This is a genomic window from Pseudofrankia sp. DC12 (assembly GCF_000966285.1).
Classification (GTDB): Bacteria; Actinomycetota; Actinomycetes; order Frankiales; family Frankiaceae; genus Pseudofrankia.
Genome location: NZ_KQ031391.1, coordinates 3,331,671 through 3,355,822, shown reverse-complemented (window position 1 = coordinate 3,355,822; position 24,152 = coordinate 3,331,671). Strand labels below are relative to the sequence as shown.

The 24,152-nt window shown below is 71.0% G+C and carries 26 protein-coding genes and 1 tRNA gene; 17 read left to right on the top strand and 10 right to left on the bottom strand.

The genetic code is table 11. The annotated features are described in order from the left end of the window. Positions 1-211 precede the first annotated feature (211 nt). From FRADC12_RS13280 to FRADC12_RS13260, 5 genes are all read left to right on the top strand, one after another. Positions 212-658, top strand: a complete 447-nt coding sequence (locus FRADC12_RS13280; RefSeq protein WP_045876887.1) for a hypothetical protein — start codon at positions 212-214, stop codon at positions 656-658. Positions 659-708: 50 nt separating this feature from the next. Then, a complete protein-coding gene (locus FRADC12_RS32250) occupies positions 709-1,332 on the top strand; it encodes a hypothetical protein (protein WP_045876886.1) in 624 nt (207 codons plus the stop codon). Then, on the top strand, positions 1,329-1,664 hold the full coding sequence (locus tag FRADC12_RS13270) for a helix-turn-helix domain-containing protein (protein ID WP_045876885.1): 336 nt from the start codon (positions 1,329-1,331) through the stop codon (positions 1,662-1,664). The genes FRADC12_RS32250 and FRADC12_RS13270 overlap by 4 nt, the downstream gene beginning before the upstream one ends. An 11-nt stretch (positions 1,665-1,675) precedes the next feature. Continuing rightward, the gene (locus FRADC12_RS13265) at positions 1,676-1,867 is read left to right on the top strand and encodes a helix-turn-helix domain-containing protein (RefSeq protein ID WP_045876884.1); all 192 of its coding nucleotides are present in this window, start codon (positions 1,676-1,678) and stop codon (positions 1,865-1,867) included. Between the two features lie 90 nt (positions 1,868-1,957). Then, entirely contained in the window at positions 1,958-3,187 is a 1,230-nt protein-coding gene (locus FRADC12_RS13260; protein ID WP_084010689.1) for a site-specific integrase, read from the top strand. A gap of 18 nt (positions 3,188-3,205) precedes the next feature. On the opposite strand, the gene FRADC12_RS13255 is transcribed toward FRADC12_RS13260, so the two are convergent. From FRADC12_RS13255 to FRADC12_RS13235, 5 genes are all read right to left on the bottom strand, one after another. Next, positions 3,206-3,278 (bottom strand) — tRNA-Ala (locus FRADC12_RS13255). Positions 3,279-3,667: 389 nt separating this feature from the next. Beyond that, the gene (locus FRADC12_RS13250; protein ID WP_045876882.1) at positions 3,668-5,002 is read right to left on the bottom strand and encodes a hypothetical protein; all 1,335 of its coding nucleotides are present in this window, start codon (positions 5,000-5,002) and stop codon (positions 3,668-3,670) included. 170 nt (positions 5,003-5,172) lie between these two features. Then, positions 5,173-5,700: a hypothetical protein gene (locus tag FRADC12_RS13245; RefSeq protein WP_045876881.1), complete on the bottom strand. Its 528-nt coding sequence runs from the start codon at positions 5,698-5,700 to the stop codon at positions 5,173-5,175. 73 nt (positions 5,701-5,773) lie between these two features. Then, positions 5,774-6,892 (bottom strand): AAA family ATPase, encoded by a 1,119-nt coding sequence (locus FRADC12_RS13240; protein WP_045876880.1) that lies wholly within the window; start codon positions 6,890-6,892, stop codon positions 5,774-5,776. Between the two features lie 455 nt (positions 6,893-7,347). Then, positions 7,348-8,181: a maleylpyruvate isomerase family mycothiol-dependent enzyme gene (locus tag FRADC12_RS13235; RefSeq protein ID WP_045876879.1), complete on the bottom strand. Its 834-nt coding sequence runs from the start codon at positions 8,179-8,181 to the stop codon at positions 7,348-7,350. A gap of 758 nt (positions 8,182-8,939) precedes the next feature. Here FRADC12_RS13235 and FRADC12_RS13230 point away from each other — a divergent pair. The 4 genes from FRADC12_RS13230 (at position 8,940) to FRADC12_RS13215 (ending at position 13,535) form a co-directional block, all read left to right on the top strand. Further along, positions 8,940-10,184 (top strand): ABC transporter ATP-binding protein, encoded by a 1,245-nt coding sequence (locus FRADC12_RS13230; protein WP_232304158.1) that lies wholly within the window; start codon positions 8,940-8,942, stop codon positions 10,182-10,184. Between the two features lie 121 nt (positions 10,185-10,305). Next, entirely contained in the window at positions 10,306-11,550 is a 1,245-nt protein-coding gene (locus tag FRADC12_RS13225; RefSeq protein ID WP_045876878.1) for a polyamine ABC transporter substrate-binding protein, read from the top strand. Positions 11,551-11,643: 93 nt separating this feature from the next. Next, positions 11,644-12,567, top strand: a complete 924-nt coding sequence (locus FRADC12_RS13220) for an ABC transporter permease (RefSeq protein WP_084010685.1) — start codon at positions 11,644-11,646, stop codon at positions 12,565-12,567. Between the two features lie 173 nt (positions 12,568-12,740). Further along, positions 12,741-13,535 (top strand): ABC transporter permease, encoded by a 795-nt coding sequence (locus FRADC12_RS13215; RefSeq protein ID WP_232303768.1) that lies wholly within the window; start codon positions 12,741-12,743, stop codon positions 13,533-13,535. A 65-nt stretch (positions 13,536-13,600) separates the two neighbouring features. On the opposite strand, the gene FRADC12_RS32245 is transcribed toward FRADC12_RS13215, so the two are convergent. Further along, a complete protein-coding gene (locus FRADC12_RS32245) occupies positions 13,601-13,729 on the bottom strand; it encodes a DLW-39 family protein (RefSeq protein WP_232303767.1) in 129 nt (42 codons plus the stop codon). Positions 13,730-13,832: 103 nt separating this feature from the next. Beyond that, positions 13,833-14,375: a YbhB/YbcL family Raf kinase inhibitor-like protein gene (locus FRADC12_RS13210; RefSeq protein ID WP_045876877.1), complete on the bottom strand. Its 543-nt coding sequence runs from the start codon at positions 14,373-14,375 to the stop codon at positions 13,833-13,835. A gap of 112 nt (positions 14,376-14,487) precedes the next feature. On the opposite strand from FRADC12_RS13210, the gene FRADC12_RS13205 reads away from it, so the two are divergent. Together FRADC12_RS13205 and FRADC12_RS13200 are read left to right on the top strand one after the other, a co-directional pair. After that, positions 14,488-14,826 (top strand): P-II family nitrogen regulator, encoded by a 339-nt coding sequence (locus FRADC12_RS13205; RefSeq protein ID WP_045876876.1) that lies wholly within the window; start codon positions 14,488-14,490, stop codon positions 14,824-14,826. A 374-nt stretch (positions 14,827-15,200) separates the two neighbouring features. Next, entirely contained in the window at positions 15,201-16,436 is a 1,236-nt protein-coding gene (locus FRADC12_RS13200; RefSeq protein WP_232303766.1) for a lipase family protein, read from the top strand. Positions 16,437-16,454: 18 nt separating this feature from the next. Here the strand turns inward: FRADC12_RS13200 and FRADC12_RS13195 are convergent, their stop codons facing one another. Beyond that, positions 16,455-17,021 (bottom strand): NADPH-dependent FMN reductase, encoded by a 567-nt coding sequence (locus tag FRADC12_RS13195; protein WP_045876874.1) that lies wholly within the window; start codon positions 17,019-17,021, stop codon positions 16,455-16,457. 238 nt (positions 17,022-17,259) lie between these two features. Between FRADC12_RS13195 and FRADC12_RS13190 the strand changes: the two genes are divergently transcribed. The 3 genes from FRADC12_RS13190 (at position 17,260) to FRADC12_RS13180 (ending at position 20,233) form a co-directional block, all read left to right on the top strand. Continuing rightward, the gene (locus tag FRADC12_RS13190) at positions 17,260-18,381 is read left to right on the top strand and encodes an ROK family protein (protein ID WP_045876873.1); all 1,122 of its coding nucleotides are present in this window, start codon (positions 17,260-17,262) and stop codon (positions 18,379-18,381) included. A gap of 276 nt (positions 18,382-18,657) precedes the next feature. Next, entirely contained in the window at positions 18,658-19,443 is a 786-nt protein-coding gene (locus FRADC12_RS13185; protein WP_232303765.1) for a hypothetical protein, read from the top strand. A gap of 121 nt (positions 19,444-19,564) precedes the next feature. Then, positions 19,565-20,233 carry an alpha/beta fold hydrolase gene (locus FRADC12_RS13180; protein WP_045876872.1) on the top strand — a complete coding sequence of 223 codons (669 nt, stop codon included), beginning with the start codon at positions 19,565-19,567 and terminating at the stop codon, positions 20,231-20,233. A gap of 40 nt (positions 20,234-20,273) precedes the next feature. Here FRADC12_RS13180 and FRADC12_RS31255 read toward each other — a convergent pair whose 3' ends face one another. Continuing rightward, positions 20,274-20,420, bottom strand: coding sequence for a hypothetical protein (locus FRADC12_RS31255; protein WP_157488838.1), 147 nt, complete (start codon positions 20,418-20,420; stop codon positions 20,274-20,276). Between the two features lie 62 nt (positions 20,421-20,482). Next, a complete protein-coding gene (locus FRADC12_RS13175) occupies positions 20,483-21,820 on the bottom strand; it encodes an OsmC family protein (RefSeq protein WP_045876871.1) in 1,338 nt (445 codons plus the stop codon). A gap of 201 nt (positions 21,821-22,021) precedes the next feature. On the opposite strand from FRADC12_RS13175, the gene FRADC12_RS13170 reads away from it, so the two are divergent. The 3 genes from FRADC12_RS13170 to FRADC12_RS32235 all read left to right on the top strand — a co-directional run bounded on the left by FRADC12_RS13170 (position 22,022) and on the right by FRADC12_RS32235 (position 24,078). Beyond that, positions 22,022-22,639, top strand: a complete 618-nt coding sequence (locus FRADC12_RS13170) for an HdeD family acid-resistance protein (protein WP_045876870.1) — start codon at positions 22,022-22,024, stop codon at positions 22,637-22,639. Between the two features lie 538 nt (positions 22,640-23,177). After that, complete coding sequence (locus tag FRADC12_RS32240) at positions 23,178-23,756, top strand: hypothetical protein (protein WP_198152889.1); 579 nt, start codon at positions 23,178-23,180, stop codon at positions 23,754-23,756. A 46-nt stretch (positions 23,757-23,802) separates the two neighbouring features. Further along, positions 23,803-24,078 (top strand): hypothetical protein, encoded by a 276-nt coding sequence (locus FRADC12_RS32235; protein WP_198152888.1) that lies wholly within the window; start codon positions 23,803-23,805, stop codon positions 24,076-24,078. The last annotated feature ends 74 nt before the right edge of the window (positions 24,079-24,152 follow it).

Genomic DNA, 24,152 nt, shown 5'->3' with positions numbered 1-24,152 from the left:
CAGGCCGGCCGCTTGACTTGGACCCATGCCAGCTCCGACGAAGCCCTGCACAAGTGGACCACACAGAGCGCACGTGGCACTACCCCCGCGCGTCAGTGGGCAGGGATTGACGAGTACTGAGTCAGTCAGTACTCTCCCTCCGAGAGAGGCCCCGGCGGGTAGCCGCCCACCGGGGCCAGTGCACCCAGTTCCCCCGCTCAGAGGACGAAAGATGCAGTTGAACAGTACCGCCGTCCGGCGATCCCGCAGCCGCGCGAACGCCCCGACCGCGCGGAACACCGGCACGCGGACGTTGGAGCCGACACCTGAGGCGTGGGCAACGGTCGAGCCGGTCCAGGTCCCGGTGACGGCCCGGTTCGGTCTGTCGGAGCGGGAGATGGTCGCGCTGTTGGCGATGCACTCGACAAAGACCAGCGTCGAGTTGGGCACCGTGAACGCGCTCGCCTCGGAGATCCTCAGGTTGCGGGACTACTGGGGGATGCGGGTGGTCCAGGGGGCGGCCCGCACCGTCTTCGAATATGACCTTGAGCCCCGCAGCCGACAGGACGGCTGGACGGCCGAACGGCAGGCCCGGCGGCGCTGGTGCGCCCGGCACGTCGCCGGCATGCTCGCCAGCCACAGCCCGCGCCTCATCGTCGCTCTGGACGGCGACCGGTGACCGCCCCGACCCGGCTAAGCCGCCGCCGACCGCGCCGCGCGGCCCGCCGCGTGGACATCGAGCCCGACCACGGCCAGGCCGTGACCCGCTCGCGGGCACGGGTGGGCCTGTCCGAACCGCTGATGGTCGCCGCACTCGTCTGCGGCGGCGTCCCCGCCGACCTCGCGACTCCCGCCGGGGTCCGCGACACCATCGAAACCGTCGTCGCGGTCGACGGCCTGGCCGCCCTCGACCAGGTCATCGCCCGCCTCGCCGACTACCCGCCCGCCTGGGTCGCCCGCTGCCGCCAGGCCGTCGCCAACCTACTCGCGGCCGAACGTCCCGTTCCTCGCCCGACGTCGGCCGCGGCCAGCCGGGGGAAGGCCGTCGCGGACCTGACGGTCTGCGCCGGCCCGAGATGCGACCACGACGTCTACGAGAAGAACACCGGCCTGTGCGCCTGCTGCGCGACGACGATCGCCACGAGCATGGCGCCCCACGACCCGCACAACGCCGCGCGCCTGGGCAGCCTGTTGGCCGATCCGTACCGGTCCACCGGCTGTGAATGGCCCCGGATCAGCACCACCCCCGAGCGCCAGAACGCCATGCACCTCGCCCGTATCGCCGCCGACGAAGGCCGTGGGGAAGTGCCGCAATCTCCGTGGGCCACCGTCCGCACGGTGCGTATTCCATGAGCCACCACCCTGACGGCCCGGCGGAATGGGCGAAGGTCATCCCGATCAACCGCGCGCGGCCCAGCACCCGCCGGACCGGCACACCCTGGGACCGTCCCGCCGCTGTCCAAGCCAGCGGTGAGCCGGCGTTCTACACCGTCGAACAGGTCGCCTACAAACTCTCGACCAGCGTCGCCGAAATCGTCGCCTGGATGAGCACCGGCCAAATGCCCGGCCGGCGAGGCAGCAATGGCCGTTGGCTCGTCTCCCGCGCCGTCCTGCACGCGTGGATCAACGCGCTACCTGAAGCCGACCCAGCGGACGACCCCCCATACGACGGCGACGACGAATAGGTCCGGGTGAGATGACCGACATCGAAATCAATGCTCTGCCCGCGCTTATCTCGGTGCCCCGCGCCGCAAAGCTACTGGGACTTCCCCGCGCGTCCGCCTACCGGTACGCCGCCAGCGGTGACTTGCCGGCAAGGCGGTTCGGCGGCCGGGTCTACGTCATTACGGCCGAGATCCGCCACCTCCTGACCGCGACGTCTGTCTAAAGAATCGCCAGAAGGCGGCGGGCGACGGGATCACCGCCGTCCGCCGCCTTCTGAGGCAACCCTGCAAACTCTGAAAGCGGAGGAGTTCCTATGAAGGGAAGTGCGCGGAAGCGCGCCAATGGCGTCTGGGAGTACCGTCACGATCTCGACCCGGACCCGCTCACCGGCAAGCGACGGACGACCGGCAAGAGCGGTTTCAAGACTCGCAAAGAAGCAGAGAGGGCAATGCGGGAATCGATCTCCTCGCACGAGGCGGGCCGGCGAGTAGCGCCGTCTCGCCGCACAGTTAGTGAGTTTCTGGCGGAATGGCTGGAGGCGACCAGGCCGTCAATCCGACCGGTGACCTGGAGCAAATACCGGACGTACTGCAACAGCTACATCATTCCGGTTGTCGGGATGACGGCACTCCAGGACTTGACCCCGGTGCGCGTAAGCCTGTTGTACGCGCATCTCCTCACCGCAGGCCGACGCCATCAGCGGACGGGCCAGGCCGCGGGCCTCGCGTCGGCCAGCGTCTCCACCGCGCACCGTGTGCTGCATCGCGCCCTGGGTGATGCCGTGAAATGGGGTTACCTGCCTCGCAACCCGGCCACGGACGCGAACAAGCCGCAGGTTGGACGCCGGCCGCCAACGATCTGGACGCCGGAGCAGCTCCGCGCGTTCGTAAAGCACATCCGGGGTGACCGGCTGTTCGCTATGTACCTGTTGGTCATCACGACCGGACTTCGCCGCGGCGCACTCGCTGGACTGCGCCGCCCCGACCTCGACCTTGAGGCGGGCACAGTGTCGCCCAGCCGGCCGCGCATCGTGGTCGACAACAAGGCGGTCGACGGGGAGCAGAAGACCGACAGCGCGTACCGGCCGCTCGTGCTCGACCCCGTGACCCTGGCCGCGCTGCGTGCCCACGTCGAGCAGTGGGACGCCGAGCGGGAGGCGGCCGAGCACACGACCGAGCTTCTGTTCTGCTGGCCGGACGGCGGCGAGATCCACCCGGACACGATCACGGACTGGTTCCAGAAGCACGCGCGTGCGGCCGGGCTCCCCGTGATCCGACTGCACGACGTCCGGCACAGCTACGCCACCGCCGCGCTCAAGGCCGGCGTACACCCCAAGGTGGTCTCCGAGAGGCTCGGTCACGCGAGCGTGGCGTTCACGCTGGCCTTCTACAGCCACGTCATCCCGGGCATGGACAAGGACGCGGCCGGCCTGATCGCGAACGCGATTCTCGGCGAGCCGCCGGCGGACGACGATGCCGACGTGGGCGAATCCGTACGCGACGAGCCTGTTTCACCGCTGATCGGCGAGGGGGAGGAGAGCTAAAGCCCTGGTGGTGCTGGGTGGAGACGGGGAGACTCGAACTCCCAACCCCTGCCTTGCAAAGGCAGTGCTCTGCCAGTTGAGCTACGCCCCCGTGGGTCGCGTCCGGCGTGACCGCTGGACGGGCGCTGCCGCCGGGCGGCACGCCTTCCAACTGTACGGCATCGAGGTGGCCACCGTGGCGGGTGCCTGGCGGGCAATCCCGCTGTCCAGGAGCGGTTTTGGATGCCTCGGCTGCCCTCTGAGTCCCCCGGCCTGAACTCCGCGCGCCGGCCGGAACTCCGCCGTTCGGAGCGGCCGCCACGGGGTCGCCCGACATGATCGCAAAAGCCCACTGGCGGTCACTGTCCGACAGCGACCACTAGCGGGCTAGAACGACGTCAACGGCCAGAGCGCGAAGGTCTGGGCGGCCGTGACGGACGCGGTGGGGTCTTCGTCTCGCGAAGGCCCCCTGGGCTGGCGGGAGCGTCCCGGGATGAGGCCCTAGCAGCCGCCCATGCGCTTGAGCAGCGTGGCGATGGCCGGAAAGTTGGTCCAGCAGTTGGAACTGGAGCTGCTGGTGGCAGGAGCCGGGACTTTGGTCGGAGCCTGGCTGGCCGAGGTGGTTGGCGCCGCGGCGGCAGAGGTCGGCTGGGGCCCGTGGCTGGCTGGGACGTTGGCGCTCGAGCGGCGCGGACGCCCGCCGACGCGGTCGACGGACTGCGCCTGCAGGGAATTGTAGCCGGGCTGGCTCGGCGGCGGGACGGTGACGGGCGGCTCGACGATGGGGAGAATGCTGGCGAAGTCCAGCGTGGGCGCCTCGGTGTTCACGAACACGACTGCTTCGCCGGTGCCCTCGGAGGGGCTGTTGCCGGCCACCAGGAGTCCGGTCAGGCCGACCAGCGTCAGCACGATGAGCACCACGGCGGCGGCGACGGCCATGCCTGCCCGGGAGCGCAGGACGTAGCCGTGCCGGACGACGTGAATCCACTTCCGCGCGTCCCGCTGTGGGTGCGGCCCGGGGCCAAGGGGCCCGGGATCGCCGTTGGCCGCGCCGATGGCGGCCGCCCGGTCGACCTCGTTGATCTCCGCGGAGTCGTCGACCGGGAGCCAGGCGGCCCGGTGGGGCGGCAGGCCGACCACCGTGGCTTCGGCATCGACACCGTCCGCGTCGCCGGCCTCGGGGTCGTGGGCATCGAGGCCAGCCTGAACCGACTCCGACGCGTCCGTTGGCGACGTGTCACCAGTGGGCTTGGCGCCCTCCTGCCGCGGGGCCGTCGCGGCGGGAGCCGGCGGGGTCCCGACAGGTGCGTCCGCGGCCCGGATCGTCTCCTCGCCGAGTGCCTGCGTCTCGAGGTCGTCCGCCACCCTGGCCTGGTCGGCGTCCTGCGGCGTGTCCGGGCCGGAACCGGCGACGCCGGGCACGACCGAGCCTGAGGCGGCGGCCACGGCGTCCGCGCTGGCCCCGGCGGGGCCAGCCGCGACGGAGCCTGGACCGGCCGCCGGGCTGGCCCCTCGCGACGGCTCGTGCACGGCCACCGGCGGCGTCTGGGCCTTCGTGAGCGAAAGACCTGCGGCAGCCACCGCAGCCACGCCCGGATTGTCCGCATTTGGAGAATTGGTCGGTGCCATGGTGGTGTCGTGGTGAGTTCCCCGCTGACTGTTGTCGACGGTCGCGGTGGACGGCGGCGGCGGGGCGGCGGCCTCGGTGACCTGTTCCGCGCCTTTCACCGGGCCGGGCCGAAGTGTCTCGTCGGGGTCGACGGCGGCCTCGGGCCGTGCCAGCCCCGACGTCGCGTCGGGGGTGTCTTCCCAGTCCCCGGCGGCGATTTCGCTCATCGTGACCTGCCCCTGTCGCCTACTGTTCGCGCGGGTCCGCGCGTGACACCGCGCCGCGCCGCAGCTGCGGACGGCGGGCTTCCGAGGTCCCACGCTTCCACATGGCGGTAGAGGTCATCCCCGCAGGCGGGCCGACCGGCGAGGGCTGACAACAGACCACCAATCCGCCATCAGCAGGGTAGCGGCATTCCGTGCCGCACCAGGTATTGGGCGATCGGCGAACTCCGGCAGGCGCTCGCCGCGGCGTCGGTGTCGTCGCGCCCGGTGCCCGTGGTGGCCGTCGACTTCGGGCCGGCGCCGGGCAGCCTGATCCGCGTGGTCGCGGCGGGGCTCTGGCTCGACGCCGCGGCCGCGGTCGTGGTGGCCGTGGGTGACGGGGTGACCGCCCGCGCCGCGACCATCGACGCCGGAGTGGCCGCGCCGGTCTGCGCACTCTCGGAGGCGACCGGCGCCGTCGTGCTCAGGGCGGGGTTGCGGGCGAACAGGACGACGGCGACCACGATCAGGACGCCGGTCAGCGCGAACCCGGCCAGCGCGGCCAGTGGGACTCGGACGGGCCGTCCGGCGGTGCCAGTCACCCCGTCCGGTAAGCCGGTGCCGGGCCCGGTCGTCGGCGCGTCCGGACGGTGGTGCCACGCGAACCGGTCCGTGACGTCCGCGGGCAGGCCGTCGTGGCTGAGCGGGATCCTGGTGGGCATCGCTGTGGCGTCCGCCTTACTGTGTCGGTCACCTGGGCGTCTGGAGGACCTTTCCGGGCTGGCCAGGTGTTAGTTACTGTCGCGTCCCCGCCGCGGAGACCGGCAGCCTGGGCAGGGTCGGGTCGAGATAGCGCAGCCGCTCCCGAACGGTCACCGCGAGGTCGCGGAACTCCTGGTAGCACTTGCGGACGTAGGTCTGCGCGCTGCCGAGCGCGCCGTCAGCGGCCCGCAGCTCGAACATCGGCTTGCGGGCGTCCTGGGCCAGCGGCATCAGAGTCTGGTAGTGGGGCAGGTTCGCGATCTCGAAGGACTTGTCGTAGGGGTCGGCTCGCTGGGTACCGAGCACGGACGTCGCGAAGACCTCCGGAATCCGGTCCAGCCAGCGGTCGTAGGCGCGGGCCGGCCGGTCCCGGCCGGACGCCGGCTGCACGATGACGTAGCCGATGGGCATCATCAGCGCGCGCGGCGCCACGATCCGGTCGGGCACCTTCGGCAGCACCATGCCCTGCCAGGTGGAGCGCCAGTCCCGCAACGTCGGGCCGAGGTTGCGCAGGCCGCGCAGCGAGAAGAGGTCCGCGCCCAGTGGCATGAGCACCGTGTCCGCGGACAGCAGTGCCGCGCGGTTGATCGCCCCCAGGTTCGGGCCGACGTCGATGAGCACGATCTCTGCGCGGACGGCCTTGCCGCCGTGGTCGACGACCCGGTGCAGCGCGGTCGTCGTGCGCAGCGCGGCGACGTCCTTGCCGAGGAAGCTGTTCGGCCAGGCGGCGGACAGCTTGTCCTCGAAGACGCTCAGGTCCACGTCGCCGGGCAGCAGCCACAGGTTGTCGTCGACCGAGACCGGTTCGGACAGTGCGACGTCCCCGACGCCCTCCATGATCGGAGCGATGGCGGTGGCGATCGTGCCGGTGCCCGCGGCGATCCGCGACCGTCGGCCGCCGAGGATGTCGTGGCGTGGCGCCGAGGACGCGGTCGACCCGAGGCCACCACCGGCCGACGCGCCGACGATCTGCTCGCGCCAGAGTGTCGCCAGGTCGTCCTCGTCGAGGAACTGCGCGGTGAGGTTCGCCTGCGGGTCGAGGTCGACGGCGAGCACCCGATGCCCCTGCCGGGCGAGCATGTGCGCCAGATGGAAGGTCAGCGTGGTCTTGCCGACGCCACCTTTGTTGTTGAACAGTGCCATCGTGATCAACAGTGGCCCCCTCGCGCCGCCCGCCAGGCCGGTGTCACGTCGGGGAGGTCGGCAGCGCGCGACCCGACGCCGCCCCGCCACCCCCGGTCGCGAGGGCCGGGCAAACCAGTCATATCGGCATGGTGCGCACGCACCGGACCATTGTCTCCGAACCGTCGGCGACGGGCGCACCGCCACGGCACCATCGTCGTAGCTCTGCCGGCGTCGAGGGTTCTAACGCTGCCCAGCTGGTGGGCAGCGAGGCCGGACGGATCCCACGCAGGCGGATCGTGCGCGGGTGGGTGCCGCCTTGTGCTGAGGCTGACGATCACCAGGGCGCATCTGTGGGCAGCGTTCCCTGGCGACCGGGACCGCCCATGGACAGCGGCCGTCGCCAGGCCGCGTCGCTACCCATCGGCGACGCGACGCTGCCCATGGGCGAGCAGCGTCGGAGCCCGTCACTGCAGCGGGCTCCATCACTCCCAGGAACGCAGCTCCGGCCAACCCCTGGGCGCGGCCGGGCGAGGAAGGCGACCCAGTAGCCAGCGCAGAGTCTCCGCGGTGGAGGTGCGGACGACGGCTGGCCGCGAGCCGGCGCCGAACGCGCGCGAGGGCCGGTCGCCAGGCGCCAGCACCACGCTGACCCCGGGTGGCAACCGTTCCGGCAGGCGCGCGGTCGTCCAGTCCCATTCGGTGTCCACGTAGGGAGCGGGTAGGTCGGCCCAGCCAGGCCCGCCGCGGTCGGCGAGCCCGAGGTCGACACCGTGGATCTCGACTTCGCGCCAGCGCAGGAACACCAGGTCCGACAGGGTCACCGGACCATCGGGCGGCGCGCCGTCCGCTGGCTCCGGCCGGCACCGGCCGAGACCGGTGCGCCAGACCTCGACATGGGCGGTGTCCCAGGCACGTTCCAGCCCGGCGATGGCGGCGGCCAGGTCCGCGTGCAGACGCTCGGCTGCGGAGGCAGCGCCCGCGTCGGGACCTGTTGGGCCGGTGTCGCGCAGAGGTACTGGGGCCGCGCCGGCGCAGGCTGCCTGGACGACGTTCGTGTGTCCGTGGGCATCGACGGTGAGGTGGTGCAGCAGGTGGCCCACCGTCCAGCCGGGCAGCAGGGAGGGCCGGGCGACGGTGGCGTCGTCCAACGCCGCGGCGAGGGCCAGCAGCCGCCGGTGCGACGCGGACACTCCGGCCAGTAGGTCGTGCGGAACCGGGGAGGGAAGGTAGCCGGCGCCGACGGGCGTGGTGTGCGTCGCCCGTGCGGACGGCGGCAGGCCTGACTCCCGGGCCCCGGCGCGCGTCTCGGTCGCCATCCGTCCACGATGCGCCGCTGGGTGCCCAACCGCCAGCCGACCGCCCCTGGAGACGCTGCTCATCTGTGGTCTGTCTGGTCACCGCCGCGAAGGCACTGCCCACTGGGGGGCAGCGCCGTGGCGATCGCCGTCTCCATGGGTGGGCAGCGTCGCCACGGCTGGGGGCGGGACAGTACGGCGCTCCGGCGCCGATGGCGCCAGGCCCCCGTGGGGAAAGCGTCAAATGATCTAACGATGCCCGCCGGTGGTCAACGCCTCCGGTGGGCCGTGGCCTCCGGTCGAGAGTGCTGGTCCTGAGCGGGACGGTGACCATCGGCGGTAGGTGACCGGGAGAGCCAGGTCGTCCGCCTGCGGACGGTGACCAGGTGGCGGTCTGTCCTGCCCCGGGTGGTTCTGCCCTCACTGCCCGGTCAGGGCGGCCGGGCGGCCACGCACCGCCCGTAGGCTGACCACTATTGGGTCAGCGCCACCGGCGGTGTGCATGGATGGTCTCCGTCCGCGCACGGACCCTTTCCCTCCAGGAGCGGTGGTTCGGTGGCCCGCGCCATCGCATCAGTGTCGATGACCCCGCCTTGCGAGTGGATTCCCTGGCCGGCAGGGCGTCTCGGCTCTGATTCGGCTGGGAAATCGAACATTTACGTCGGATCCCTTGTCGAGGGCACATGCCGCTGGCAGTCTGACTCGGCATCGGTGCGTGACTTCTACGGATTGCCATCGATCTGTCACGAAACTCGGGAAGGCAGGTGCGGGCCTTGGCGGTGACCGCGGACGGGGTGGCGGCGCCGGTGACGGCGGTCAGTACGCCGACGGTGCCCACCCGTGGAGCGGGTGCGGCGGCGCCCGCGATCGAGCTGATCGGCGTCGCGAAGGACTACGCCTCGCGGCGCGGCGCCGTGACGGCCGTCGAGACCGTCGACCTCCAGATCGCCGAGGGCGAGTTCTTCTCGCTGCTGGGGCCTTCGGGCTGCGGGAAGACGACGACGCTGCGCATGATCGGCGGCTTCGAGGAGCCGAGCCGGGGCCAGATCCTGTTGCACGGCAACGACGTGACGGCGACTCCGCCGAACCGGCGGGACGTCAACCTGGTCTTCCAGAGCTACGCGCTCTTCCCGCACCTCGACGTCGCCGGCAACGTCGCCTTCGGCCTGAAGCGCAAGGGCATCCGTGGCCAGACGATGCGCGACCGGGTGACGAAGATGCTGGAGCTGGTCGAGCTCGGCGCGCTGGCCGACCGCAAGCCCAAGGAGCTCTCCGGTGGCCAGCAGCAGCGGGTGGCGCTGGCCCGTGCGCTGGTGAACGAGCCGCGCGCGCTGCTGCTCGACGAGCCGCTGGGCGCCCTCGACCTCAAGCTGCGCGAGACCATGCAGATCGAGCTCAAGCGCATCCAGCGTGAGGTCGGGATCACGTTCGTCTACGTGACGCACGACCAGAGCGAGGCGCTGACCATGTCGGACCGCATCGCGGTCATGAACAAGGGCCGGATCGAGCAGCTGGCGGCCCCGCGCGACCTCTACGAGCGGCCGCGTACCCGGTTCGTCGCCGGGTTCATCGGCACGTCGAACGTGCTGCGCAGGACGGTCAGGACGGTGACCACTGGCCCGCTCTCGGCCGAGGCTGGCGGCGCGACCGGTCCGGTCGCGATCCTGGACGCGGGCATCGACGAGCGGCTGATGGTGCCGTTGCACGAGGACCTGGAGTCGGTGCGGACGGGCTCCGTCGTCGAGCTGACCGTCCGTCCCGAGAAGATCGGCATGACCGTCGAGCGGCCGGACGGCGACGTCTGCCTGCTGCGCGGCCGGGTCACCGAGGTCGTCTACCTGGGGACCAACACCACCTACACGGTGTTCACCCCGGGCGGCGACGAGATCACAGTCTTCTGGCAGAACAGCTCGGACTCGGCGGACATCGCGCGCCGTGGGGACGAGGTCTGGCTGTCCTGGCGGGAGGACCACTCGTTCGCCCTCGCGTCCGGTCCCACCGGCTCCACGCCCGTCGCTGTCTGACGGTGACAGCCGACCCGAAGCACCTCCCAGCCGGCCCTCGGGCCGACCTGGCAAGCAACGACCAACAGATCCCTGACAAGAAGCGCGTTCAGCTGACAGCACCTCGCGGAGGACCTCCCACGTGACGACGCACGACAGCACGGACCATCCCGGCGCGCAGTCGCCGGCTCCCGCCGTCGACCCGGCCCTCCTGCGCGGCCTCACCCAGCCCCGCCTCGGCCGCCGGCAGGTCCTGCAGGCAGGCGGCGCCGCCGGCCTCGCCGCGTTCCTCGCCGCCTGTGGCGTCAAGGGGGAGAAGAAGGCGCCGGCGAGTGCCGACGACGTCGCCAAGTTCTGGAGCGACAAGAAGAAGGCGGGCACGCTCGACTTCGCCAACTGGCCGCTCTACATGGACACCGACGACGCCGGGAAGCACCCGTCGCTGGTCCAGTTCGAGAAGGACACCGGTATCCATGTCAACTACCGGGAGTCGATCCAGGACAACGGCGAGTACTTCGCGAAGGTGCAGCCGCAGCTCGCGGCGCACCAGTCGATCAGCGCTGACCTGATCGTCATCACCAACGGCATCTACCTGGACAAGTTCATCGAGCTGGGCTTCCTCGCCCCGCTGGACCAGACGAAGCTGCCGACCTTCGCCAAGAACGCCGACCCGTCGGTGAAGAACCCGTCCTACGACAAGGGCAACAAGTACACCGTCGCGTGGCAGTCCGGCCTGGTCGGCATCGGGTACGACCCCGAGAAGACGGGCCGCGAGATCACCAGCTACGAGGATCTCTTCGACCCGGCTTTCAAGGGCCACGTCGGCATGTTCGGCGACAACGAGGACCTGCCGAACTTCTGCATGGTCGGCATGGGCGTCAACCCGGAGACGTCGACCGAGGCGGACTGGAAGAACGCCGCCGCGAAGCTGACGAAGCAGCGCGACGACGGCATCGTCCGCAAGTACTACGACCAGGGCTACATCGACGCGCTCGCCTCGGGCGACCTGTGGCTGTCGATGGCCTGGTCCGGCGACGTCTACCAGCAGCAGGCCGGTGGCAAGAACCTCAAGTTCGTGGTCCCGAAGGAGGGTGGCCTCTTCTGGACCGACAACATGTGCATCCCGATCACCGCCGCCCACCCGGTCGACGCGATCACCTACATGGACTACGTGTACAAGCCGGCTATCGCGGCGATGCTGACCGACTACATCAACTACATCACCCCGGTGCCGGGCGCGAAGGCGCTGGTCGACTCGTCGCTCTCCGGCTCCCCGCTGATCTTCCCGACCGCGGACGACCTGAAGAAGAGCTACCGGTACCGGGATCTCACCGCGGCCGAGGAGAAGACCTGGAACAGCATCTTCCAGCCCATCGTCCAGTCGTGAGCGCCTGAGCCGGAGCGAATGAACCTTTTCCATTGCCGTTGACGAGAAGGACCGACCTGGACCAGTGCACGCATAAATGGAAAAGGTTCAATCATGACCCAGACCGTGGCCGCCGCCCCGGAGGCCGGGGCGGCGGGCGGCCGCGGGAAGAAGCCGAAGCACTGGCGCTCGCCGTGGACCCCCTACCTGCTGTCCACCCCAGGCGGGCTCTACCTCGCGATCTTCTTCGTGGTGCCGATGCTGGTCATGCTCTCGGTCTCGCTGCAGACCGGGAACGTGACCGACGGCTTCGCCCAGACCTTCAATTTCGGGATCTACCCGCACGCGATCAGCGAGTACTCGACGCAGCTGATCCGGTCATTCATCTATGGCGGCGTCTGCACGGTGCTGTCGATCGTGCTGGCGTACCCGATGGCGTACTGGATTGCCTTCTACGGCGGGAGGCGGCGCGCGACCTACCTCTTCCTGGTCCTGCTGCCGTTCCTCGTCTCGTTTATCATCCGGACCGTCTCGTGGGAGTTCCTGCTCGCCGACGACGGCGTCATCCTCGGGAACCTCAAGCACATCGGGCTGCTGCCGGACGGTTTCCGGGTCATGGCGACCTCGGCGGCGGTGATCGGCGGTCTGACGTACAACTCGTTCCCGTTCATGCTGCTTCCGATCTACGTGGCGCTCGAACGGATGGACCCGCGGCTACTGGAGGCCGCGGGTGACCTCTACGCCAACAAGGCCGGCGTGTTCGGCCGGGTCGTGCTGCCGCTGTCCATGCCGGGGGTGTTCGCCGGCGTGCTGCTCACGTTCGTCCCGGCGACCTCCGACTACGTCAACGCGTCGATCCTCGGAGGCACCCACAACACGATGATCGGGAACATCATCCAGACGGCGTTCCTCACGAACGCGGACTATCCCCTCGCGTCGGCGCTGTCGTTCATCCTGATGGTGATCCTGCTGGTCGGCATCCTCATCTACGCCCGGGTGCTCGGCACGCGTGACGTCTTCGAGATGGCGACGCGGTGAGCGCGGGAGGACGCGGGCGGAGGTCCCGTCCGGAGCTTGCGGAGGACGGGGCCGTAGCTCGCGGCGGACGGAGCGAACCAGGGACTCTGAGCGCCCCCACCGTCGCGGCGACCGCTCTGGCGCAGTCGGCCACGCCTCGGCGGCGACCGCGCATCCGCTGGGGCGAGCACCTGATGCACGCCTACACCTGGCTGATCCTGCTGTGGCTGGTCGCGCCGATCATCTTTATGATCGTCTTCAGCTTCAACGACACCCACAGCCGGCAGAACACCCACTGGCAGGGCTTCACCTTCAAATGGTGGGGCCGGCTCGGCGCCTACCCGGACCTCACCAGCTCACTGGTGAACTCGCTGACGATCGGCGTGCTGTCGACCCTCATCGCGACGGCTTTCGGCACGATGATCGGCATGGCGATCGGGAAACACTCGTTCCGTGGCCAGGGTGGCGTCAACCTGCTGCTCTTCGCCAACATCGCCGCACCCGAGGTGGTGCTGGGCTCGTCGCTGCTCTCGCTGTTCATCACGATGAACATCCCGCGCGGGTACCTGACGATCCTGATCGCGCACGTCATGTTCAACCTGGCCTACGTCGCCGTGGTCGTCAGCACCCGGCTGGCCAGTTTCGACAGGAGCCTCGAAGAGGCGGCGCGCGACCTCGGGGCCGGGCCGTGGGCGACGTTCCGGCTGGTGACGCTCCCGATCATCCTGCCGGGCATCCTGTCGGGCGCGATGCTGGCGTTCTCGCTGTCGATCGACGAGTACATCATCACGGCGTTCAACGCGGGCGGCACGCTCACGTTCCCGCTGTGGGTGATGGGCGCGACCAAGAACGGGGTCCCGCCACAGGTCAACGTGATGGCGACGATCATCTTCGTCGGCGGCATCCTGCTGGCCGCCGGGGGTTTCGTTGTCGGACGTGGGGCGAAGGCCCGTGCGCCCGAGGAGGACCTGGGCGTCGTCCCCGTCTGAGGGCCGCCGCCAGGCCTGGGCCGGGATGGTCCCCTGACGCGGGGATCCATCCCGGCCTGTCGGGCCTAGCGACCACCCTGGTCGGCCGAGGTGGCCTCGTGCCACAGGTCGACCTGCTCGCCTTTGTCCTTGCGCCAGCGGGCGGCCAGCGCGGCGGCGCTGGCGACCGCGGCGATCAGCGCAAGCCTGCGCATCATCGGACGCCCTCCTCTGCCTGGGTTCCGGGGAGCCTACGGACGGCGGACCGTCGGCTCATCCCGTCAAGGTATCCCGGTCTGGCTGGTCGCGGCGCGAGACTCAGCGCTGGTAGGTGCCGCGGATGACGGCCCTGGCGAGGGTGTGGAACGCCAGGTTGAAACCCACGACCGCGGGGGCGACGGCGTCGTTGACCTCAAGCTTCGGCACGTCCACCGCGTGCACGACGAAGACGTACCGGTGCGGGCGGTCGCCGGCCGGCGGCGCGGCGCCTCCGTAGCTCTTCGCGCCCCAGTCGCAGGCGACGTGGTAGGCGCCGGCCGGGAGGCCGGAGAGGTCGCCGGAGGCGGCGCCGGTCGCGAGCTCGGTCACCGAGGCCGGGACGTCGACGAGGACCCAGTGCCAGAACCCGGAGCCGGTCGGTGCGTCCGGGTCGTAACAGGTGACCACGAATGACTGCGTCTCAGCCGGAAAGCCCGACCAGGACAGCTGCGGCGACAGGCCGCCGCCGCCGGCGCTGCGGTGCGCGTGCGCCAGTGGCAGCGGCGCGCCGTCGGCGAGGTCCGTGCTGGTCACGGCGAAGGTCGGCGCGGGCGGGAGCAGGTCGATCGGGTCCGGTGCCGGAGCTCGGTCAGCCAGCGACATTTCGTCGGTCCTCCAGAAGAGCCGGTGTGGGGCACAGGACCCCGACATCCGTCGGCTCTACGCTTTGGCAGGATGAAATACCGCAGTCCGAGCGGATGAGTGGGGCCTGGTCGTGAAGCTTGTCACCGCAATTCTCCGTCCGCACCGGGTGGCCGACGTGCGCGCCGCGCTGAACACGTTTGGTATCCATGGGATGACAATCAGCCAGGCCACCGGTTACGGAATGGAGCTCTGGCGGACCAGCTCGTATCGGGGGCAGCGGTTCCATGGCGAGTCCGTGAGCAACGTCCGCATGGAGGTCGTCGTTGACGATTCCGACACCGAGGACGTCGTCGACCTGATCCTCAGCTCGGCCGCGAGCACCGCCAGCGGCGCGGGCAAGGTCTGGGTCACCCCGGTCGTCGCGTTGACCAGGGTACGAACCGGCGAACGCGGCATGGACGCCATCTAAAGTTCCAGGAGCTGAGGGTCCCGATGTCGTCCGTTGTTCTTGGGAGCGGCGACAAGCGCAGGCCGAACCTGTAACGTGTGGCTTGTCCCGGTCGGCGTACCCCTCGAATCCCCCCGTATCGATGGGTACGTCACCGGGACTCTTCTTTGCCCCACTTCGCCGTCCTCCCGAGTCGGCCTGGTCGGGGCCTTCTTGTTGCTTGGAGCCAGGCCCCCACGGGCGCCGCGGCGCCCGTGGGGCTGCGAGAGGTCGCAGTCCCGCGCGGCCGCGCGCGGCCTGCCGGGTGGCGACCGGCCTCGGTGCCGGTCGAAATCCACGTGGGGCGTGACCCACGTGAATCGTCGAAGCGCCAGGCTGGTGAATACGCTCGAAGCGTGGCGAGGCGGGCGGACCCGGGCGTACCGGGCCGGATGAGGACACGCGGCGTCCTTGCCTACGCAGCCCTGGCCCTGCTCTTGGCGGTGCCGCTGGCTGGCTGTTTGGCGGGCACATCCTCGGGCGCCGCGGCTTCGAACGGGGAAGCCGAGCAACTGGCACCGGGCGCACCCGGCAGCCTGATCACGGCCACGCCGGTGGCCGGCGCGCCGGCGGGCATCGTGGCCTGGCGGGTGATCTACCACACCCGAGACCAGAACGGCACCGACGTGGCGGCCTCCGGGGTGGTGCTCAGCCCGGCACCGGGGCACGGCGGCACGGTGCCGCCCGGTGGCCGCCGGGTGGTCGCCTTCGGTCACGGCACCACGGGCGTCGCGGACGCCTGCGCCCCGTCGTTGACCCAGCCTCCGCTGTCCGCGGTCGGCAGCACGTTCTCGCTGGCGCAGCAGGGGTATGTCGTCGCCGCCGCCGACTACATAGGCCTCGGCACCCCCGGCGATCACGCGATCTACGTAGCCAGGCCCGCGGGCCAGGCCCTTCTCGACGTGGTGCGGGCCGCGCGGGCGCTGCCGGCGGCGCACGCGGGCAGCAACGTGATCATCTGGGGCTATTCGCAGGGCGGGCAGGCCGCGCTCGCCGCCGGGGTGATGGCCGCCGGCTACGCGCCGGAGCTCGCGGTCCGGGGGATCGTCGCCATGTCGCCGCTTGCGGACCTGCCACGTTCGCTGGCCAGCCTGCGTGACGAGAACAACACCGGGGTCGCCTACGTGCTGCTGGCGGCCTACGGCGTGTCGGTGGCCTATCCCGCCGTGAACCTGGTGGCCGACCTGACTCCGCGGGGGAAGCGGCTACTGTCGATCTTGCAGCGTGAGTGCGCCGGCGACCTGGTGACCGCCAGCACGGGGCTCACCGAGGCACAGGTGTTCCAGCATGACCCGCTGACCACCGAGCCCTACGCCTCCAGGTTCGCCGCGCAGGGCAAGGCGGTGATCGGTGTCATGCCGCCGCTGTTGCTGCTGCAGGGCGACGCCGACGACGTCATCCGCCGGCCGATCACCGACGGCGTGGTGCGGGACCTGTGCTCGGCGGGAACCGCCGTCGACTACCACCGTTACCCGACCGCCGGCCACAGCACCGTCTTCAACGCGTCGGCGCACGACATGTACACCTGGATCGCGAACCGCTTCCTGGCCAGCCCGGCCCCGGTGCACAGCGTCTGCGGCCCGGTGCTCTAAGGCCGCCGTCACCCTGGCTCAGCTGGTGCGCAGCGCGGCAAGCGTGACGGTCCAGCGGGCGAGCTCGTCGAACATCACCTTGGCGGCCGCGTCCATCGCCGCGTCGGCCGTGAGCTGGCCGTCCGAGCCGATCTTCTGGCCCACCATCGCGAGGGCGACCGCCGGAGTCACCGGGACCAGGTCGAGCGCCGCGAGCACCGGCTTGATCGCCTGCACCGCGCGGGTGCCGGCGGCGATCCCGCCGTAGCTGGCGAAACCGACCGGCTTGTGTTGCCACTCCGCGGACAGGAAGTCAAGCGCGTTCTTCAACGGCGCGGTGAACGAATGGTTGTACTCCGGCATCACGAAGACGAACGCGTCCGCCGCGGCCACGGTGGCGGCCCACTCTTTGGTGTGGTCATGGGCGTAGTCGCCCAGCCGAGGGTGCCTTGGTTCGTTGAACATCGGGAGGTCCACCTCGGCGAGGTCGACCAGTTCCACGTCGAAGGCACCGTGCGCAGTCGCCTGCTCGGCCACCCACGTCCCGATCGAGGGCCCGATCCGGCCGGGACGGGTGCTCGCGATGATGACCACAAGCTTCGGCACGACAATTGCCTCCACCTTCTGACAGGCGACGAGATTGCGTACGCAACCAAATCCCAGGCTAGCGACCGGGCCGCCGGCGAACGGACGGCACGGTCATGGGGTTGACCACAGTCCTGCCATCCGCCCCTACTCTTCGGCGAGGCGGTGCTGCCCGGCGAGCGCGGGCCGTGCGGTGGCGGCCGGCGGACAACAAGGCCGAGCACGGTTCGGCCCCAGCGCGGAGACGGAGAATGGCGCGGTGACTCAGGGCGGCCGCCAGGCCCGCACGTGGCCTCAGGATGCACAGGCCCGCACGTGGCCTCAGGATTCGCAGGCCCGCACGTGGCCTCAGGATCCCGAGGCCGCCAGTTGGCCTCAGGATTCGCAGGCCCGCACCTGGCCGCTGGAGGCCGAGCCGAGGTCCTCGACGGTCCTCGGGCTGGACCTCGGCGGCACCTCGATCAAGTGGGTCACGCTGGCGGATGGCCAGGTAGTCCGCAAGGGCCGGGTCCCGACCCCGCACAGCGGGGTGGACGACGTGCTGGGCGCCCTGGCGGAGGTCGCCGCCCAGGTGCCCGAGGCCCGCGCGATCGGGGTGGCCGCCGCCGGCGCGCTCGACCCGGTCGCCGGCCGGCTGCTCGTCGTCCCGAACATCGCGGGCGACTGGTCGGTCCGCGCGGTCGGCCCGGAGCTCGCCGACGCCACCGGCCGACCGGTGAACCTGGCGAACGACGCCCGTGCGTTCGCCTACGGCCAGCTGCGGCACGGCGCCGCGGCGGGGGCGTCGGACGCGATCTTCGTGACTCTGGGGACCGGCATCGGTGGTGCCATCGCCTCCGACGGGCAGCTTCGGATGGGTCGCGCCCGCCGTGGCGGCGAGATCGGGCACATGCCCATCGAGCCGGTGGACGGCCGCAGGTGCGGCTGCGGCTCGGTCGGCTGCCTGGAGACGATCGCCGGTGGCCGGGCACTCGCCGAGATGGGCGCCGACCTGGTGCGTACCGGGGCTTCGCCGGCACTCGCCGCCGCGGTCGGTGGGCAGCCCGAGGCGGTCGAGCCCGCCGACGTGGTGCGGCTGGCGCCCGTCGATCCCGCCTGCGCACGGCTGGTTGCCCGCGCCGGGCACGCCCTGGGGATCGCGCTGGCGGGCCTCGCGAACGCGCTCGCACCGGAGGTCATCGTCGTCGGCGGGGGTGTCGCGGCAGGTCTGCCGGCGTTCCGCCCGCAGATCGACGAGGTCATGTCGCGGTACACGGTGCTGGTGGAGGCCCCACGGATCCTCACGGCGGTGGACGGCTTCGCCGGCGCTGTCGGTGCGGCCGCCTGGGCGGCCGAACCGCCCGCCGGCTATCCGGCGCCGATCCAGCCCGGCGGCCACTGACCCGGTTCAACCCCTACATCCGCGGGTCTGCGGGGGCGCTGCGCTCCCGTCGGCTCCCGTGCCCGGTTGTAGCGCTCAGTGCACGAGTCGGGCCGCCGGTGGCTGGCTCGGGGACCCGGTGCGCGGTGCTCGAGGATGTTGGGTGAAGATCGGTCAAGAAGACCCGTTCGACCGGCCTTGAGGTCGGAAAGTAACAGTTCATTCGCTGTGCGCTGTTGTTTACCGTGACTTAACTAAGTTTACGGGCAATAAGCGAGGTGAAGGGCGGTTTGGCCGGTGAGTCGGCGTGATGACCAGGTCGACCGGCAGGTTGACGAGCTCCTGACGGCGATGGTCCACGTCTGGGCCGAGGCGCCGCCTACCGTGCGCTGGCGGGCGCTGCGCGAGCTGTCCGACAACCGGGCCAGCCTGCAGGCGATGACGGTCCACCAGCTGCTGCCCGAGACCACCGATGAGGGCGCTCGCCGTGGGGTCGGCGCCGTCGCCCGCGCGCTTGGCGTCACCACCAGCTGGATCAGCCAGCTTGCCGCCCTGCCGCGCAAGCACAGCGGCCTGTTCTCCTGGGGACGCGCGCTGGCGCTCGCCACCGAGCTCGTCGCCCTGGCCGAGCGGGCACCGTCGACCCGGCTGTCCGACGAGCTGGCCGGGATCGTCCGGCGCGGCCTGCACGACACCAGCCCGCGCCACGACCTGGAGAGCGCCACGAGCCGCTGGGCGATGGCCGCGCGCCGGCAGCGCCGCGGCCCGGAGGCCGACGTGCTGGTCGACCGCATCGACGCGTTGCTGGTCGACGTGACCCCAGCCCTGGACCTCGACTGGCTCGCCCGCGCCGAGATCGCCATCGGCTACCAGACCGCGCGCGGGCCGGCCGATCTGGACCGGGCCCTGCCATCGGCGCCCGTCAGCACGCCGGGGCCGCACCGGTTGCCGGCGGCCCCGGCTGCGACCGTCCCGCCCGCGCGCCAGCCCGACCAGGCGGAACCGCCGGCCGACCGGCTCCGCCCACGGCGGGGCTCGAACGACCCGTTGCCCTGGTCGCGCTACCGCCTCCGCGACCGCTGACCTGACGGGCGCGGTCACCGTCGTTCCCGGTGCTGTCGTTCCCGGTGGCGGTGACGGGGCGAGACCCGCGACCACCACGTGTGGCTCGACGGGCCGAAACAGCGGCGGTTACTGTTCGCGGGTGGCTGATTCGGCGCCTGTCGTCCTGGTTCATGGGTTCGCGTCCTCCAGCGAGCACGGCTGGGGGCCGGCTGGCTGGGTCGAGATGCTGCGCGAGGCCGGCCGCGAGGTGATCGCCGTCGACCTGCCCGGGCACGGCACGGCGCAGCGCTCGACCGACCCGGCGGACTACGCCGACGTCGCGGCGACCGTCGCCGCCGCGTTCGCCGACCGTGGTCCCGTCGACGCGGTCGGCTTCTCGGCCGGCGCCCGGACCCTGCTGGAGATCGCGGCGCGCGGGCTCGCGTCGTTCGACCGGCTCGCCGTGATGGGGATCGGCCCGGCCGTGCTGGAGGTCCGCGAGGCGGGCTCGTTCTCGATCGAGAACGCCGACCCGACAGACGTTCGCGCCCGCCTGTTCCGGGGCCTAGCCAAGAGCGCCGGCAACGATCTCGCGCCGCTGGCCGCGTTCGCCCGGCGCGCGGCTGAGCCGCTGACCGCCGTAGAGCTGGCCGCGATCACCTGCGAGGTTCTCGTCGTCACCGGCGAGCGGGATCCCGCCGGCGACCCCGAGGCGCTGGCGGCCATGCTCCCGAGCGCCACCGGCGTCCTCATCGAGCGCGCGGACCACTTCTCGCTGCAGTCCAACATGCGCGCCATGGCGGCCGTCCTGGACTTCCTCGGCGTGTAGCCGTGGGATCCCGCGGCGTCGGACCGGCGGCCCGCGCGGGTCAGCGGTCGGCGACGGCCAGGCGGGCGTTCGTGACCGACGCCCGGCGGGTGCCGGTCAGGCCGAGACGTTCGGAGATCGCGAGCAGGGACTCGTCGCGCGTCACGGTGAAGCCATGGCTTGCGAGCAGGGCCGCCAGCTCGGGCACGGCCTAGGCCGATCGGAAGTTCGGTCCAGGCGCCCGCCGGGCCGCGGCTGCTCCGGGTGGAGCTAGCCGGCCAGGCGGCGGACGGCGACGCGGCGCATCGTCCAGGTGATCTGACCAGCACGCTCCGGGCCAGCGGCCAGCGCCGCCAGGTCGGCGGCCAGCTGGTCGAGCTCGGGCTGTCGGCCGCGGTACAGGGGGTCGGTGCGCCAGACGACCAGGTTCAGGCCGAACATCGCGGCGGCGGCCGGCACCGAAGGACGCACGAGCTCGGTGGCGTCGTACTCGACCTCGAAGGACGCCCCGTCGCGGTGTGCGGCCAGGTCGTGCAGCGCGGTGCTGACCAGCCGGCCGGCGTGCAGGGTCGTGCCGCGGGCCGTCAGCAGCCGGCGCGCGTGGTCGAGGTAGGCGGCGAGTGCCGGCTGGTCGGTGTCGATCGACTCGACCTCGTCGAGTAGCAGCAGGCCGTGCGGGGCGACCTGGGTGATCCAGCCGCCGATCGCGTCGGTGACGTCGACCAGGTGGGGCAGCAACAGCCGGGCGTAGACGACGTCGGCGGCGCGTGCCTGGGCCGGGAACGGCACCCGGCGGACGTCGTGGCGCAGGAAGGTCAGTTCGCCGCCGCGCCCATCGTCCTCGGCGTTGACCGTCTCGGCGCCGGTGGCCGCGGCGACGAAGGCCGTCGACGCGTCCAGCCCGACGGTGTGGGCCGCGCCGGTCGCGGCGGCCAGCAGCCGGGTGGTGTGGCCCGGCCCGCAGCCGAGGTCGACGGCGAGCCGGACGTCGGCCGGCCCGTGTGCGCCGACCCGGTCCCGGACGAAGGCGCGGGAGCCGGGACCGAAGACGTCGGCGACCAGCGCGAGCCGGTGAGCCGCCGTCTCGGTGTCCCGGAACGCGTACGGGGTGAGGATCTCGAACGTCGGGGAGACGGTGACCGGGCAGTTCAGCGAGGCGGCGATGAAACACTGCTCATGGGCCAGCTGGGCGAGCCGGCCCAGCCTTTCCTCGGTGGCGTCGGTGACGACGGTGATCCGGGGCCGCAGGGTGATCTCGGTGATCGCGCCGCCGCCCCGGCCGTCCTCGGTCATCACGGCGGTGCCGGCGTCCTGGTAGTCCCGCACGTCGACCCGGGCCCGCGCGGCGATCGCCAGGAACGACAGCAGCTGGCAGGACGCCGCCGCCAACACGACCAGCTGCTCGGGGTTGAGCAGCGACGGGTCGCCGCGGAAGGCGGAGTCGGAGGAGAGCCGGACCGCGGCGGCCGCCGGCGGAGCGTTCCCGAGGTGCGACCGGGAGTACTGATCGTACCCGGCCCCGGTTGAGCCTGACCACTCGCAGGTGACGGTGTAGCCGTGCGTCGGCGGAGTGGGACGGGCGGACGCGGTCTCGGCTGGAGCGACCATGCCCGCCATCCTGTCCCAACGCCCGCGCGTTGTTCAGCCGATTTCTCCCAGGTGGGGCAACCCGGCGTTTCGCCCGGTCTGGCCTGCTCGGGACTGGTCTGGACCGGGCCAACCGTCCTGACCCGGAGGTGCCAGGCGTCCGGGCGAGGCTGGGTGGGCACGCTTAGTGGCGACCGAGCAACAGCCTGGAGGTGATGGGACATGCTCAGGTCGGAATCCACTTCCTTCCTGCTGCGCGGCTTTGTTGCCGTGGCACTGGGAATTGTCGCCATCGCCTGGCCTGGGGTCACTGTGAGCGCGCTGATCGTGCTTTTCGCGATCTATGTGTTCTGCGATGCGATCGGCCATTTCCACCGCGCGTTCGCGCATGACCGGGCGGGCCCCGCGGCGGGCAGCATCGCCCTCGGGCTGCTGGACGTCGCGGCCGGTGTGGTGGCGCTCGTCTGGCCCGCGATGACGGTGTTCGTGCTGACGGTCTGGCTGGGTGTCTGGGCCGTGGTCACCGGCGTCGTCGAGGTCGGTGCCGCGTTCGCGGCGCCTGTCCGGCGCGGCGTTCGCACCGGCATGGTGGTGGTCGGTCTGGCCAGCATCGTGTTCGGGATCGTCGTGTTCACCCATCCGAGCGTCGGCGTGCTCAGTGTGACCCTGCTGTTCGGCCTGTTCCTGCTGGTCTACGGCGTCGACCTCATGATGACGGGCGTGCGGATGCGCCGCCGCGGTGCCAGGGGCGGCGACGCCCTCGGCGGCGGCTGGACGGACAGCGCGCCGTATCCCGAGTCCGCCCGGCGAGCCGACCAGGGTGCGCCGCGCTATCGCTGAACGCGTTGGATGGAGACTGAGACCGCCGGCACGTCGCCGGCGGTCTCAGTGCTTTCTCAGTCCTAACGGGGCTTCGCCCCAGCCCGACGAGGCATGTTGCTGTGGTCGGGTAGTGATCTGGGGCTCCGGCCGGGCGGTGTGACGGGTTGACGATGAACCCGTTGTGGTGCCGCACGACGGCGGCGGTGGCCCGAGGGCTGACCGTCCCGGTCCGGAGCTGATGATGACGCTACCCCGCACGGTCGCTGACGTCCTGTCCGGTCATGTGAGCTTCGAGGTCGAGTGCATCGACCGGATGTACGAACGTCTACGTGCCCCGGCTCCAGTTCGACCGGGGGATCGTCGGCTACGTCCATAACCAGCTCGGCATGCCGGTCGCCTCGACCGCCCCACTGGGCGCGATCACGGACCGGTTCGTCAGGGCGGTGCGGACCTTCGCCACCGACCGAGGAGTCCCGATCGTCGACGTCGTCAGGGGCCAGCGTAAGGACGACGTCATGCACGCCCACCTGCCGGGTTCACCGACGACGAGGGGGTGGTGTTCATCGGCCGGGCGCAGGAGAAGGTCCCACTGTTCCGGACGGAGAAGCGCCGCGACGCCAAGGGTGTGACCTACCCGTGGATCGTGAAGACGACCGGGCTGGTCAACGTCAACCAGTTCGACTTCTACTGCGTCGACACCGACTTCGGCCCGTTCTTCCTGAAGTTCTGCTCCTACTTCCCATACAACGCCAAGCTCTGCCGGGGCGGCAACCACTGGGCCCAGCGCCAAGCCGCCAAAGCCGGGATCGGCTTCACCCCGCTCGACAACGCCTTCGCCACCGTCGACCACCCGACCGCGCTCCAGCAGGTCTGCGACCAGCTCGGCCCCGACCAGATCGACGCACTGGCACGCAAGTGGTTCGACCTCCTGCCGCACCTGTTCACCCAGGCTGACCGCGACGCCGGCTACACCTACGACATCTCGATCCTGCAGGCCGAGTTCTCCCTGACCCAGATGCTCGACCGGCCCCTGTCAGGACGGGTGTTCTTCGAGGAGGTCATCCGCGACAACCTCGGCCGGCCGGCCCGACCAGGTCAGCCTCATCTTCGACAGGAAGATCTACACCGGTCGTAACCGGCCGACCCCCGGCCGGTTCCGCACCCGGGTCCTCACCGAAGGCGTGACCCCGAGCCTGCACGTCGACTACAAGCACACCACGATCAAGCAGTACCACAAGGAAAACCGCGCCCTACGCACCGAAACGACCATCAACGACACCCGCGATTTCGAGATCGGCAAGCGGCTGGTCAACCTGCCTGCGCTCTGGCAGATCGGCTTCAACGCCAACCGGCGTCTCCTCGACGTCCAGACCATCAGCCACGACCCTCTCGAAGGCCACCTGTTGAACGGCGCTTTCGATGCCGACGGGACTGGGGCAGTGCGGCGCTGTCGCTGACGACGGCGGTGGGCTGGCGTTGGGCGGGCCGGGCTGGGTGGGTGGCGACAGCGTGTCGATGGGCGGGATCAGCG